Below are 13,975 nucleotides of genomic sequence, written 5' to 3'. Positions count from 1 at the left end.
GCCACGCCCGCGCCACCCACGTGGGACCGGGGTACGTGGATGGGCGGGGGGACTGGCGGGGACCCGGCGCCCCATGCAGTGGGGGCCGGCCCCGGACGCTGTCTAGATGTGGTGTCCAGGGACGTTGTTTCGGTGACACGGGCCTGATCTGCTGAAGGGCGAAGACCTCCGGTTGTGAAGTGGAGCTGTTGAGTTCAACCGCTTCACGAACCAGGAGGCCTTCGTGTCCCACGCTAACGCTGCTCTCACTCCTCGCGCTCGTCTGCGCTTGGCGCGCCTGATCGTCGATGACGGGTGGCCACCGTCGGTGGCGGCAAAGATGTTCATGGTGTCAAGCGTGACCGCCCGCAAGTGGGCGGCGCGGTTTCGCGCGGAAGGCGCCGCGGGGATGCAGGATCGGTCCAGCCGTCCGCACTCAATGCCCACGAAGACGCCACTGCCGGTCGTCAAACGGATCGTGAAGGCGAGGTGGCGACGGCGGCTCGGGCCCGTCCAGATCGCCGGCGAGCTCGGCATCGCACCCTCGACCGTTCACGCGGTCCTCGTGCGCTGCCGGATCAACCGGCTCAGCCGCATCGACCGGGTCACGGGGGAACCGATCCGCCGCTACGAACACGACCACCCCGGCTCCTTGATCCACGTCGATGTCACGAAGTTCGGCAATATCCCCGACGGCGGCGGGCACCGCTTCCTTGGTCGTGCGCGCGGCACGAGGAATCGGCATGCGATGAAGGGCGTGAACCGCGACGCCCGCCATCAGCCCCGGCTCGGGATCGGCTACCTTCACACCGTCATCGACGACCACTCCCGCGTCGCCTACGTCGAGATGCACGCGGATGAGCGATCCGAGACCGCCATCGGCGTCTTGCGCCGCGCGACAGACTGGTTCGCCGACCAGGGCGTCACCGTCGAACGTGTCCTCTCCGACAACGGCGCCTGCTACCGCTCTCACGCCTGGCGAGACGCTTGCGAGGATCTCAGCATCCGACACAAACGAACTCGCCCCTACCGGCCGCAGACCAACGGCAAAATCGAGCGCTTCCACCGCACCCTCGCCGACGGCTGGGCCTACGCCCGTTTCTACAAATCAGAAACCGAACGCCGCGCAGCACTACCGGGCTGGATCCACTTCTACAATCACCACAGGCACCACTCCGCTATCGGAGCCCCACCCCTCAGCAGACTCAACAACCTGCCTGGACACCACATCTAGAGTGTGTGCGGCCATGCGTAGCCGGGGTAGGTGAACCACCGGGGTGCTTATCCACCCTCTTGCATGTGGGGTGGCGTGTGGTGTGATTGGGTGTGGGCTCGGGGCCGTCAGGCTCGCGGGCCTTTTTTCATGCCCGAAATCCGCATTCGCGGGGACCGAGTTCGGTGTGTGGGGGGTCTGCAGCTCGGAGACATCTTCTCGGCCCTATGGTCCAGACACGTTCTTGGGCCGCTGCCGGGGCCTCGGCTGTGGTGTTGGCCCCGATAAGTTCCTGTGTGCTGTGACAGCCATCCCGGCGGCTACCGGGTAATCTGCGCCACACGATGAAGGGATGGACCTACCCATGGACATAACCGCCAGGGACCAAGAACATGCTCTGCTCTGGAATCCCTCCGAGGAATCGGTGGTGGGGTCCCGGATGGATGCTTTCGCCCGCTGGGTGGAGCAGACCCGCGGTGTGATGCTGCCCGGATATGCGGCTCTGCACACGTGGTCGGTGGAGCACCTCGAGGAGTTCTGGGGCGCTGTCTGGGAGTACTTCGGGGTGGTGGCTTCCGCACCCTGTGAGCGAGTGCTGACCACCGAGCACATGCCGGGGGCGCAGTGGTTCCCCGGTGCGCTGCTGAACTACGCGGAGAACTCGCTGCGAGCCGCGAAGACCAGACCGGACGAGGTCGCCATCGTGGGCGAGCACGAGACACGGGAACCGAACCGGTGGACGTGGCGGGAGCTGGAGGCCCGTGTGGCGTCTCTGGCCGCGAAGCTGCGGGAGCTGGGCGTGGAACCGGGGGACCGGGTGGCCGGCGTGCTGCCCAATATCCCCGAGATGGTGGCCGCACTGCTGGCGACCGCGTCTGTAGGGGCGGTGTGATCCGTGGTGAACACCGACTTCGGTCCCACGGGTGTCGCGGACCGGTTCGCGCAGATCGAGCCCCGCGTGCTGTTCGTGGTGGACGGCTACGAGTTCGGCGGCTCGGTGCGTGACATGACGGGGACGTACGCCAACCTTCTTGGAGTGCTTCCCTCCGTGGAACAACTCATCGTGGTTGATCAGATGGGCGAGGACCAGGTGGGGGAACTGCCGGAGAGCGCCCTGCGGTTCTCGGCGATCGTGGCGCAGGAGGCCGAGCCCCGGTACGAGCAGCTGCCGTTCGAGCACCCCCTCTGGATCCTCTACTCGTCCGGGACCACCGGGCGCCCGAAGGGGATCGTCCACTCGCACGGCGGTGTGACCCTGGAGTTCTGCAAGTCGCTGGGTCTCCACTCGGACTGGGACCGGAGGATGTGGCCTACTTCGCCGTGGCCACCACCTGGATGGTGTGGAACATGCTCGCCGGCATCCTGCTGACGGGTGCGCAGATCATCACGTACGACGGCTCACCCGCGTTCGGCGGCCCGCAGAAGTCGTTCGAGCTCGTGGCGCGCAACCGTGCCACGTTCTTCGGTGCCGGGGCGGGTGTGCTGAGCATGGTGCAGCGCGCGGGGATCACGCCCAACGTGAGCATGGACTTCTCGGCGCTGCGCTCGATCCTCGTCACGGGCTCCCCGCTGCCCGACGCCGCGTGGGACTGGATCTACCAGGCGGTCTCGGACAGCGTGCGGCTGGGGTCGGACTCCGGCGGCACGGACGTGACGAGCGCGTTCATCGGCACGAACCCCTACCAGCCGGTCTACCGCGGTGAGATCATGGGCCCCTACCTGGGCGTGGACGCCCAGCCCTGGAACTCCCGGGGCGAGCGTGTGTGGGACGAGGTGGGGGAGCTCGTGATCACCCGGCCCATGCCGAGCATGCCGGTGTTCTTCTGGGATGACCCGGATGGTTCGCGCTACCGAGCCGCGTACTTCGACATGTTCCCGGGGGTCTGGCGCCAGGGCGACTGGGTGACGCAGCTGGGGGCCGGTCCGTTCGTGGTCCACGGCCGCTCGGACTCGACGATCAACCGCGGGGGCATCCGCACGGGATCCGCCGACCTCACGCACGTGGTGGACCGCGTGGACGGCGTTGCGGCCTCCATGGTGATCGGCGCGGAGCTGGCCGGCGGCGACTACTACATGCCGCTGTTCGTGGTCCCGCAGCCCGGCACGCGCCTGACCGAGGAGCTGCGCGAGCGCATCGTGGACGCGATCCGCACGCAGGTCTCTCCGCGCTACGTCCCGGACGAGATCATCGAGGCCCCCGCCGTTCCGCGGACGCGCACGGGAAAGCTGCTGGAGATCCCCGTGAAGAAGCTGTTCCAGGGCGCCGACCCCTCCAGCCTCAACCGTGCCACCGCGGAGGACGCCGGGGTGCTGGACTGGTACGCCGACATCGCGAAGAGCCACGTGGGTGGTGACAGGACCAACGACGGTACTGGCAGGCCGCAGGCGTCGCGGTATCCGCGCGGGAGGATCCTCTGCGGGAGGTGGAGAACGTGTGGTCCCCGCCCCGCCTCCGGCGGACCAGGGCTCTGGCCAAGGGCGGCGTGGCAGCGCGCGCCTCGGTTGCCACGCCGGCCCTGGGTCGTCGGGGGAACCGGCGCGGAACGAGCGGTCCGGCCCGGAACTGCTGTCCGGCGCCGGGATCGCCCCGCAGCTGCCTGCCCGGGGGGGGGCGGCCACCCGGGACGCGAAACGGGCCCCGCGGCGTCGTCGTACGACGTCACGGGGCCCGTCGACCATGTGGCACAGACCGCAGAGAAGGGCGGGGCCGTCAGGAGACGATCTTGCCCGGGTTGAAGTGCCGTCCGGGGTCCGCGACCTCGAACAGGCCCTTCATGAGGCGCACCCCCTCGGGCGAGACGTCCTGCTCCATCCACGGCTGGTGCTCCACGCCCACGCCGTGGTGGTGGGAGAGCGTGGCGCCGGAGTCCACGAAGGACTGCTGGATGGCGGACTTGATGACGTGGTACTCCTCGTACGGGTTCTCCTCGTCGAAGACGTACGCGAACGTGAAGTACAGGCATGCCCCCGAGTGGTACGAGTGGGACATGTGCGACATGATCCAGCCGATCTTGCCGAGCTGCGCGTAGGCGCGCTGGGCGGCGTCGTACGCGGCCTTGTGCACCGTGGTCAGCCGTGACCAGGGGGCGGCGGTCTCGGAGACGTCCCCCACCGTGTTCTGCTCGAGCAGGAAGTCCCGCAGATGGGGCGTGTCGAACTTCTTCTGGTCGTAGAGCGCACCGGGCCCCGGGCCGAGGACGACGGCGCCCTCCGCCCTCGCGATCCGGGCCACCGCCTTCTTGCGCTCGGCGACGTCCTTGGCGGTGCCCTCGAAGCACACGTAGGACAGGCACATCGCGTCCGTGTCCCAGCCGCGTCGACGCATCACGGCCCACAGCGCCTCCTGCCCCTTGGCCGCGAGCCGGCCCTTCATGGACGTCGCGGCCTTCTGCGTGGCGAGCGAGAACCCGGTCTCGTGGGCGTCCGAGACGCGGGCGAAGGTCAGCGGGATCTCCGCCTCGGTGTAGCGGCGGACGGCCGTGAGCGCCTGCTGCCACGTGGGGAACATGTAGGCGATGACCTCGTGCTCCTCGGGCAGCCGGTGCACCTGCACGGTGAGCTCCGTGATGATGCCCAGGCGCCCCTCCGAACCGAGGACCATCTCCCGCAGGCTCGGCCCGGTGGACGTGGACGGCAGTGGGCGCAGCACCACGGTGCCGGTGGGGCGTGCCATGCGCAGGCCGCGCACGATGTCCGCGATGTCCCCGTACTTGTCCGACTGCATCCCGGAGGAGCGGGTCGCGGCCCAGCCGCCGAGCGTGGAGTGGGCGAACGAGTCCGGGAAGTGGCCGAGCGTCCAGCCGCGGTCGTTGAGCTGCTCCTCCATGTCCGGGCCCAGCACCCCGGCCTGGATGGTCGCGAGCCCGGAGGTCTCGTCGATCTCCAGGACACGGTTGAGCCGGCCCAGGTCCACGGAGACGATGCAGCGTTCCTCCGCCCTCTCCGCCTGCAGGCTGCGCGAGATGCTGGAGCCTCCACCGAACGGGATCACCACGAGGTCCTCGGCCACGGCGGCCTCCAGGATCCGATTGAGCTCCTCTTCGGAGCCGGGGTAAACGACGACGTCCGGGACGCGCTCGAAGTCGTTGCGCAGCGTCTGCAGCAGCTCCAGGACGGACTTCCCGGCCCAGTGCACGATACGCAGCTCGTCGTCCACGCTCACGTTCTCCGCACCACTGATCCCGCGCAGAAGGGCCAGGACATCCTCCGGGGCGCGCGAGGCGGGGACCCGCGCGGTGTCGAAGTCCACGGTGTCGCGCTCCCGGGGCCGCAGGCGGACGCCGATCGCCTTCTCCACGAACGGGGCGAACGCTGGCTTGTTCTCGTAGTCGAAGAACACGCCCTCCTCGCCCCAGCCCCACCACTTCTGATGCTTCACGTGTGCCACCGGGGGACCACCTCTTCCTGGGAGACGACTAGTCCTGGATCATGCGACGGTTCGCGGCGTACAGCGCACGCACCGCGGCCTCGATCCGTTCGTTGAAGCTGCGCGCGGTCTCGTTGCCGCGGGCCCGCAGGGGAGCGCCCACGGCCACGACCACGGGCGGGCGGCCACGGCGCGGCCAGTTGGCCCCGCGCGGCATGGCCTCGTGGGCACCGATCAGGGCGACGGGCACCACCGGCACCTGGACGGCCAGGGCCAACGACGCCGCCCCGACCTGGAACGGGGCCATCTTCCCGGTCTTCGAGCGGGTGCCCTCCGGGAAGATCAGCAGCGGGACCCCGGCGGCCAGCAGCTTCTTGGACAGTCCCTTGTTGGCGCCCTCGCCCCGGCGGTCCACGGGGAAGGCGTTGAACACGAGCTGCGTGAAGAACTTCTTGTGCCACGCGGTGAAGAAGTAGTCCGCGGCCACACCGGTCGCGAGATTACGGGAGATGTAGCGCGGCACGCCGCTCATCACGAGCGGCGCGTCCAGGTGGCTGGAGTGGTTCGCCACGACCACGCACGTGCCCTTCACGCCGTACGCGGCGGGGTCCACCACGTCCGTCCTGCGGATGGTGCGGTTGACCAGTCCACGGAAGAAGATGCTCTGCACGATCCGTCGCGCGATGCGCCGCGTGCGGTTCGTGTAGTGCGCGGCGGTGAGCTCCGCGGACTCGGCGGGAGGTGCGGGGGGCGCCGGCTCCTCCTCGCCCGCGCTGCCCTCCAGGGAGTCGAGCACGCGGGGGCGTGGCTCCGGCTCCTTCCGCGCGGGACGTGACGGGCGTGCGCGACGGGTGCCGACGGCGTCGTCGTCGTTCTCGGGCGAGGGCGTGGCTCCGCGGGCGGGGGACACCGCTCAGGCCTTCGGCTCGCGACTGCGCACGCCGGTGATGGCGCGCGAGATCCAGCGCACGGTCGGGCGGGGGAGGTGGTGCAGGGCGGCGACCATGACCTTGTAGCGCAGCGTGGGCACCGAGATCACCTTGCCGCGGGCGACGTCCGCCAGGGCCTCCTCGACCAGGCGGTCCGCGTCCAGCCACATGAAGTCCGGGATGGAGGTGCCGGCGATGCCCGCGCGGCTGTGGAACTCGGTGCGCACCCACCCCGGCAGCACGGCGGTGACGTGGACGCCGGTGCCGTGCAGCTCCACGGCGAGGGACTCGGTCATGGTGGTGGTGTAGGCCTTGATCGCGGAGTACTCGCCCATGGTCACGCACCCGGAGGTCGAGGACACGTTGACGATCCACCCCGAGCGGCGTTTCGTCATGGCCCGGGCCGCCGCGCCGGACAGCCGTGTCACGGCCGCGCACATGACGTCGAAGCCGGCCTCGTGCTGGCTGAAGTCCTCCGCGGTGAAGGGCGCCTTGACGGAGAAGCCCGCGTTGTTCACGAGCATGTCCACCGGCGCGGAGGGGTCCTCGAGCCGCTGGGCCACGCGCCACACGTCCTCGCGCACGGCGAGGTCCGCGGTCAGCGTCTCCACGTGGATCCCGTGCTCGGTGCCCAGCTCCGCCGCGGTCTGCTCGAGCCGGGCCGTGTCCCGGGCGACCAGGACGAGGTTGAAGCCCCTGCGGGCGAGGGAGCGTGCGAACGCGGCACCGATGCCTGACGTCCCACCGGTCACGAGAGCGGTAAGCATGCCCCTAAGATACACTACGGTAGGCGTAGCGAAGCCCCTCGACCCCCGCGCGCGAACCCCCGTGGACCCCGCCCCGACCGGCCACGGCACCAAGGCGCGCGCCGTGTCCGCGCGACGCCCACCTTCCCACCGACGGAGGAATTCCTTGACCGAGACCACCCCCACCCGTGTGCTCCTCACGGGGGCCACAGGGTTCCTGGGACAGGCCGTCCTGGAGCGTCTTCTCTCGAGCTCCGACGACATCCACGTGACCGCGGTGGTCCGCCCCAGAGGGGGGCAGTCCGGCGCGGACCGGCTGCGGCAGCTGCTGCGCAAGCCCGCCTTCAGCTCGTGGCGGGCCGCAGTGGGGGAGGAGCGCGCGGCACAGGTCTTCGCCGAGCGCACGAGCGTCCTGGAGGGCGACCTCACGGGGCTCGCGGCGATCACGGAGCCGTTCGACGTGGTGGTCCACTCGGCCTCCACGGTGTCGTTCGACCCGCCGATCGACGAGGCCTTCAGGACCAACGTGGGCGGTGCCGTGGGCCTCTACGACGCCCTGGGCGCCGCGGGCCAGGATCCCCACGTGATCCACGTGTCCACGTGCTACGTGGGCGGCATCGCCAAGGGGCTGCGGCCGGAGACCTCGGTGGAGCACGACGTCGACTGGCGGGTCGAGTTCGAGGCCGCCGTCCGTGCCGCGGACACGGCAGAGGTGGAGTCCCGGACGCCCGAGCGGCTCGAGTCCTTCATCCGCCGGGCCACGGTGCTGCACCGCAAGGAGGGCCCCAAGTCTGTGGCGCGCGCCGCGGAGGAGGCCCGGCTCGAGTGGGTGCGCTCGCGGCTCGTGGACCACGGCCGCACCCGGGCGCAGTCGCTCGGGTGGACGGACGTCTACACCTTCACCAAGGCCCTCGGCGAGCGCGTGGCCGAGCAGAAGTGGGCGGGGGAGGGGCACCGGCTGTCGGTGGTGCGCCCCTCGATCATCGAGTCCGCGCTGCGCCACCCGTTCCCGGGGTGGATCGACGGCTACAAGGTCGCGGACCCGCTGATCATGGCCTACGCCAAGGGTGCGCTGCCGGAGTTCCCCGGACTGCCGGACTCGGTGCTGGACGTGATCCCCGTGGACTTCGTGGTCAACGCGATCCTCGCCCTCGTGCAGGGTGGCCACCGGGACCCGAACGGGACGCCCACCCCGCAGGGGGTCGAGCCGCGGGCCGCCTACTACCAGGTGTGCTCCGGGGCCTCGAACCCTCTGCCGTTCCACCAGATGTACCGCAGCGTGCGCTCCTACTTCCTGGAGCGTCCGCTGGAGGACGCGCACGGCCAGCCGATTCCCGTGCCCGAGTGGACGTTCCCCGCGAACAACTCCATGGAGCGAGGTCTCGCCGTGAGGGAGAAGCTCGCGGCCGCGGGGAGCCTGCTGAGCTCGGTGCTGCCGGCCACGGCGACCACCCGGGAGTGGACCAACTCGCTGCACCGGATGCAGACCGGGCTGGGCTCGCTGCGCACGTACGTGGACCTCTACCAGAACTACGCACGCACCGAGATGATCTTCGACGACACCCACCTGAGGCGGCTGGACCGCTGCCTGCCGGAGGGGACGCCGCAGGACCGGCACTTCGACGTGCGCGCCATCGCGTGGCCCGAGTACTGGCGGGAGGTCCACCTGCCCGCGCTGACCGAGATGACGCGCGCCTACAACCGGGCCAGGGCGGCGTCGCGCCAGGGGGCCGTGCAGGGGCGCGGGCTGACGGAGGCCACGGACGTGGTGGCCGTGTTCGACCTCGAGGGCACGGTGTCCCGCGGGAACATCATCTCGCAGTACGCCCGGCTGCGGCGCCTGGAGCTCAGCCCCCTGCGGTGGCCCGCGGAACTGGGCGAGCTGGTGGGCCACGCGCCCACGTACATCCGGGCCGAGCGCCGTGACCGCGGCGAGTTCATCCGCGCATTCCTGCGCCGCTACCGGGGTGTTCCGGTGGCGCGGGTGGAGGAGCTCATGGCGGGGCCGCTGGGCCGCGAGATGGCGCGCAGCGTGCAACCGGGGGCGCTCGAGCGGATCCGGGAGCACCGCGCCGCCGGGCACCGCACCGTGCTCGTGACCGGCTCGCCGGACCTCATGGTGAGCCCCATCGCGAGGCTGTTCGACGACGTCGTGGCCGGCCGCATGGACCAGGTGGACGGTGTGCTCACCGGCTACCTGGCCGCCCCGCCGCTCGTGGACGAGGCACGCGCCCAGTGGCTCAAGCGCTACGCGCAGGACCACGGTCTGGACCTGAGCCGCTCGTACGGCTACGGGGACTCCGTGGCGGACGCGAGCTGGCTCGCGCTCGTGGGCCACCCCTGCGCCGTGAACCCGGACCTGCTCCTGTACCGGCGTGCGCGCACGGCGCACTGGCCGGTCGAGGACTGGCGGGGGGCCTGAGCGGTGGTCGCGGAGGTTCCTGCCGGGGTCCGGGGCGCGGGGGACGACGACGCCGCGCGCTCGGCTGCGCGGGGGGCGCCGCCCTCCGGCGATCCCCGTACGGCCCGCACGGACCGCAAGATCGTGGCCGGTGCCCTGCGGCTGCTGCGCGAGGGCGGGCCGCAGCGGGTGACGATCGAGGCGGTCTCCGCGCGCACGGGTGTGGCCAAGACCTCGATCTACCGCCGCTACGACAACAGTGCAAAGATGCTCGAGGCGGCCCTGCGCCAGACCGCCGCCGCCGAGGTGCCCGTGGTCGAGGACGCCACGTGGCAGGAGGCACTGGACGACGCGCTCGACCTGCTGCTGCGCGACATGGGCATGGGAGTGGCCATCACCCTGCTGCAGGAGCCGCACTCGGAGACGTCCAGGGTGCTGCGCGCCTCCGTGGTGCGACCGCGCATGGACGCCCTGCGCGCGCTGCTCGAACGGGACCGCAGCCGCGGCCTGATCCGCGAGGCCGTGGACCTGGACATGGTCGTGGACTTCGTGCTGGGCGCCGCCTACGCCCACGTGGCGCGCTACGGCTCGCTCGACGACTCGTGGACGCAGCGGGTGCACCGCAGCGTGACGGACCTGATCTGCACGCGCCCGGGGGCGGACTAGAAGACGTTCTTCTCGTCCGGGAGCTGCGCGAGGTAGTGCTTCACGTAGTCGCGCACGGCCTCCAGGGTGGGGATGTCCGCGCGGGCGCTCTCGGACATGAACCAGCGGTGCTCCAGCACCTCGTGGATGATCTGGGCCGGTTCGCGCTTGCGCCGCAGCTGCCCGGGGATGGCCTCCATGATCGGCACGAAGACCTCACGCATCCACAGCTGGGCCGTGAGGTCCTCCGGCAGCCCCGGGTACAGGGTGTGGCCGAACTGGTGGATGTCCGTGAGGATGCGTCGCGCCTGGTTCTCCTGGGTGTTCAGCCCCGTGAGGTGCAGCAGCCGGCGGGCGTGGTGGCCCGGCTCCACCACGCGTGGGCGCAGGTGGACCTGACCGGTCTCGTCCTTGTCCAGGGAGGCCTCCTCGACGTCGAAGCCGAGGTCGTTGAGACGCTCGACCCTGGCCTGCACGCGCCAGCGGTCGTCCACGGGGAAGGTCTCCGTGGCGGTGAGCTCCTCCCACAGCCCCTCGTAGGTGTCCACGAGCCGCTGGGAGATCTCGAACGGATCCACGGACGCCGGGTCCACGCCCACGTCCAGGAGCCGGCGCTGCATGTCCTCGCCGGCGAGCAGGTCCATGACCTCGCCGGCCACGTTCGTGCGGGCGAGGTCGATGTCGTACCCGCGCTGCCCGGGTGTGAGCTGCGGGTGCAGCTCGCCGGTCTCGGCGTCCACGAGGTACGCGGCGAAAGCTCCGGCGTCCCGGCGGAACAGCGTGTTGGACAGCGAGACGTCACCCCAGTAGAAGCCGGAGAGGTGCAGCTGGACGATGAGCAGGGCCAGGGCGTCCACGAGCCGTTCGATCGTCTCCGGCGCGGGGACCTGCTCGAAGATCGTGCGGTAGGGCAGGGAGAAGCTCAGGTGGTCGGTCACCAGGGCCGCGGGCAGCGGTTCCCCGTCCGATGTGTAGCGGTCCGTGACCACCGAGTCCGGCACGACGGACGGGGTGGACATGGGCTGGAGCTTGCGCAGCAGTCCGTACTCGCGCCGGGCGTAGTGCGCGGTGGTCTCCTTGACCGCCACGACCTTGGGGCCCACACGGGCGAAGCGCACCACGTGGCGGGACAGTCCCCGCGGGTAGGTCGCGAGCACCTCCGGGGGCCACTGCTCGAGCGGGAGCTCCCAGGGCAGTTCGAGCAGCGCAGGATCCGGGAAGGCCGTGCTGATGGACACCCCTCGCAGGGGTCGCGGTGCTCCCTGTGCCGGAGAGTCGGGGGGTGAGGTGGCCGTCATGTCAGTTCATGCTAGTCACGGCGGGGGTCCTGCGCTGCGCGAGACGCGTCAGCAGGGCTGCCAGGGCCTCGGGATCTGCCACCCGCCAGCGCGCCACGGAGTCCTTCTCACCCACCTTGATGCCCACGTCCTGCGGGCCCAGGACGGCCAGGGCGTCCTCGTCCGTGACGTCGTCCCCGGCGAACACGGTGGCGTCCGGGTGCAGCGCCGCGGTGATGGTCGTGAGGCCGTCCCCCTTGGTCGCGCCGAGCACCGAGCACTCCACGACGAGCTGGCCGGGCGTGAGCCGCAGCCCCGGCATGGCCGAGTACACCGCGGTCATCTCCTCGAGCGCGCGCTCGGCCACCGCGGGGTCCTCGATCGGACGCGCGTGGAAGGCGACGCCGGCGGGCTTGAGCTCCGCGTGGGCGCCGGGATAGCGCTCCACGAGCGCGAACGTGGCGTCCACGGCGCGCTCCAGCAGGTCCGTCTGTGTGGAGGTGAGCTCAATCGGGGTGGTCGCCCCGGAGCCCTGGGCAGCGGAGAGGTCCACTTCCGCGCCGTGTGAGCCGGAGAGCACCATGCGCCCCTGCGGGTCCACCACGGTGCGCAGGAACTCGAGGGGCCGCCCCGAGATCACGGCCACCGTGGTGTGCGGCAGGGCCGCAAGGGCGTCCAGCGCCTGCTGGGCGGCGGGCAGGGGGCGGGTGTCCGCGGGGTCGGAGGTGAACGGGGCGAGCGTGCCGTCGAAGTCCAGCGCCACGAGCAGCTCGTCCGCCTGCGCGGCGCGCGCCAGGGCGTCTCCCAGGCCGTCATCCACGGTCGGTCCCGCTGCCCTCGTTGCCCGCGGCGGCGTCGTCCCCGGAACCGGAAGCCGAGCCCGGGCCCGACCCCGCGGCCGGCCCCGGGATCGAGGGGTGGTAGGCCGCGTGATCGGCGAGGTCGTCCAGGAAGCGGCGGGACCAGTCCACGACGTCGTGCGTGAGCACCTGCCAGCGCATGGCCGCCATGCGCTTGCGGGCCTCGGCGCGCGGGAGGTCGCGGGCACGCAGCATGGCGTCCTTGAGGCCGTCGATGTCGTGCGGGTTGACGAGGATCGCGTGCTTGAGCTGCTCCGCGGCACCCGTGAACTCCGAGAGCACGAGCGCACCGGAACCGTCCCGGCGCGCGGCCACGTACTCCTTGGCCACGAGGTTCATGCCGTCCCGCAGCGCGGTCACGAGCATGACGTCCGCGGCCAGGTAGAGCGCGACCATCTCCTCGAACGGGTAACCGTGGTGCAGGTAGCGGATCGCGGTGTGGGAGATCGTGTCGTGCTGGCCGTTGATCCGGCCCACCATGCCCTCCACGAGCTCGCGTAGCTGCCGGTAGGAGTCCACGCGCTCGCGGGAGGGGCTGGCCACCTGGATCAGCACGGAGTCCGCCACGCTCAGCTTGCCGTCGTTCAGCAGCTCCCCGTACGCCTTGATGCGGTGGCGGATGCCCTTGGTGTAGTCCAGCCGGTCCACCCCGAGGTAGATGGTCTCCGGGTTGCCCAGCTCCTCGCGGATCTCCCGGGCCCGCGCCTGCACCGACGGGTCCGAGGCGAGCTCCTTGATGGACTCCACGTCGATCGAGATGGGGTAGGACCCGGCGCTGACCGTCCACGAGGTCTGCTCGCCGTCCGCGGTGGACTCCGAGAACTCCGCACTGCCCTTCGTGAACTGCACCCCCAGGTACCTGCGCACGCAGCGCTGGAAGTTCTGGGCGTCCCCGGGGCGCTGGAAGCCGATCAGGTCCGCGCCCGTGAGGCCCTCCAGCACCGCCCTGCGCCACGGCAGCTGCGAGAAGATCTCGGTGGGAGGGAACGGGATGTGGTTGAAGAAGCCGATGGTCACGTCCGGGCGCAGCCGCCGTAGCATGCGCGGCACGAGCTGCAGCTGGTAGTCCTGCACCCACACGGTGGCCCCCGCGGCGGCGGTCTCCGCGGCGTGGCGCGCGAAGCGCTCGTTGACCCGGCGGTAGGCGTACCACCAGGTGCGGTGGAACTCCGGGGACGCGATCACGTCGTGGTACAGCGGCCACAGGGTCGCGTTGGAGAAGCCCTCGTAGTAGCGGCGGACCTCCAGCTCGGACAAGGACACCGGGACAAGGTGGAAGACGTCATGGTAGAACGGCTCCAGGTCCTCGTCCGGGGCGCCGTGCCAGCCGACCCAGGCGCCGTCGCGCTGCGCCATCACGGGCGCCAGCGCGCTCACCAGACCGCCGGGGGAGCGGCGCCACGTGCTGCCGCCGTCCTCGTCCACGATCCGGTCCACGGGCAGCCGGTTGGAGACCACCACGAAGTCGTAGCCGTCCTGCGGCACGCTCACTTCTTCCAGAGACTGTTCTGCGGACACGGTGGGTTCCTTCCCCCGGGGACGGCTGGTCACCCCATTCT

The 13,975-nt window shown here is 70.7% G+C and carries 10 protein-coding genes and 1 pseudogene; 5 read left to right on the top strand and 6 right to left on the bottom strand.

The genetic code is table 11. The features are described 5' to 3' along the window. Positions 1-223: 223 nt before the first annotated feature. From KVA01_RS03000 to KVA01_RS12825, 3 genes and pseudogenes are all read left to right on the top strand, one after another. Entirely contained in the window at positions 224-1,213 is a 990-nt protein-coding gene (locus tag KVA01_RS03000; RefSeq protein WP_141268866.1) for an IS481 family transposase, read from the top strand. 331 nt (positions 1,214-1,544) lie between these two features. Continuing rightward, positions 1,545-2,561, top strand: a pseudogene (locus KVA01_RS12830) (AMP-binding protein). After that, positions 2,498-3,928 carry an AMP-binding protein gene (locus KVA01_RS12825; RefSeq protein ID WP_233438733.1) on the top strand — a complete coding sequence of 477 codons (1,431 nt, stop codon included), beginning with the start codon at positions 2,498-2,500 and terminating at the stop codon, positions 3,926-3,928. Before KVA01_RS12830 ends, KVA01_RS12825 begins: the two are co-directional and overlap by 64 nt. Here the strand turns inward: KVA01_RS12825 and KVA01_RS02990 are convergent. The 3 genes from KVA01_RS02990 to KVA01_RS02980 all read right to left on the bottom strand — a co-directional run bounded on the left by KVA01_RS02990 (position 3,903) and on the right by KVA01_RS02980 (position 7,254). Continuing rightward, positions 3,903-5,579 carry an FAD-binding oxidoreductase gene (locus KVA01_RS02990; protein ID WP_068471224.1) on the bottom strand — a complete coding sequence of 559 codons (1,677 nt, stop codon included), beginning with the start codon at positions 5,577-5,579 and terminating at the stop codon, positions 3,903-3,905. The genes KVA01_RS12825 and KVA01_RS02990 overlap by 26 nt on opposite strands. Positions 5,580-5,607: 28 nt before the next feature. Beyond that, on the bottom strand, positions 5,608-6,354 hold the full coding sequence (locus KVA01_RS02985; RefSeq protein ID WP_231860717.1) for a lysophospholipid acyltransferase family protein: 747 nt from the start codon (positions 6,352-6,354) through the stop codon (positions 5,608-5,610). 117 nt (positions 6,355-6,471) lie between these two features. Next, positions 6,472-7,254: an SDR family NAD(P)-dependent oxidoreductase gene (locus KVA01_RS02980; RefSeq protein WP_141268864.1), complete on the bottom strand. Its 783-nt coding sequence runs from the start codon at positions 7,252-7,254 to the stop codon at positions 6,472-6,474. Between the two features lie 145 nt (positions 7,255-7,399). Here KVA01_RS02980 and KVA01_RS02975 point away from each other — a divergent pair, with 145 nt between their 5' ends. Together KVA01_RS02975 and KVA01_RS02970 are read left to right on the top strand one after the other, a co-directional pair. Continuing rightward, positions 7,400-9,655: an HAD-IB family hydrolase gene (locus KVA01_RS02975; RefSeq protein WP_068469882.1), complete on the top strand. Its 2,256-nt coding sequence runs from the start codon at positions 7,400-7,402 to the stop codon at positions 9,653-9,655. 3 nt (positions 9,656-9,658) lie between these two features. Further along, positions 9,659-10,300: a TetR/AcrR family transcriptional regulator gene (locus KVA01_RS02970; protein WP_068469884.1), complete on the top strand. Its 642-nt coding sequence runs from the start codon at positions 9,659-9,661 to the stop codon at positions 10,298-10,300. Here KVA01_RS02970 and KVA01_RS02965 read toward each other — a convergent pair. The 3 genes from KVA01_RS02965 to KVA01_RS02955 form a co-directional block, all read right to left on the bottom strand. After that, on the bottom strand, positions 10,297-11,517 hold the full coding sequence (locus KVA01_RS02965; RefSeq protein ID WP_231860661.1) for a DUF4032 domain-containing protein: 1,221 nt from the start codon (positions 11,515-11,517) through the stop codon (positions 10,297-10,299). The two genes, KVA01_RS02970 and KVA01_RS02965, sit on opposite strands and share 4 nt — an antisense overlap. 61 nt (positions 11,518-11,578) lie before the next feature. Next, the gene (otsB, locus tag KVA01_RS02960; RefSeq protein ID WP_068469888.1) at positions 11,579-12,376 is read right to left on the bottom strand and encodes a trehalose-phosphatase; all 798 of its coding nucleotides are present in this window, start codon (positions 12,374-12,376) and stop codon (positions 11,579-11,581) included. Next, positions 12,369-13,934, bottom strand: a complete 1,566-nt coding sequence (locus KVA01_RS02955) for an alpha,alpha-trehalose-phosphate synthase (UDP-forming) (protein ID WP_141268862.1) — start codon at positions 13,932-13,934, stop codon at positions 12,369-12,371. Before KVA01_RS02955 ends, otsB begins: the two co-directional genes overlap by 8 nt. Positions 13,935-13,975: the final 41 nt, after the last annotated feature.

Origin of the sequence: Kocuria varians, assembly GCF_006539885.1 — a bacterium.
GTDB lineage: Bacteria > Actinomycetota > Actinomycetes > Actinomycetales > Micrococcaceae > Kocuria > Kocuria varians.
Note: the sequence above shows the minus strand (reverse complement) of the source record. Positions and strands in the feature narration are given on the sequence as shown.

Excerpts from the sequence above, each read along its gene's own strand:
- KVA01_RS02980 (WP_141268864.1), bottom strand. The coding sequence starts at position 7,254 with ATGCTTACCGCTCTCGTGACCGGTGGGACGTCAGGCATCGGTGCCGCG.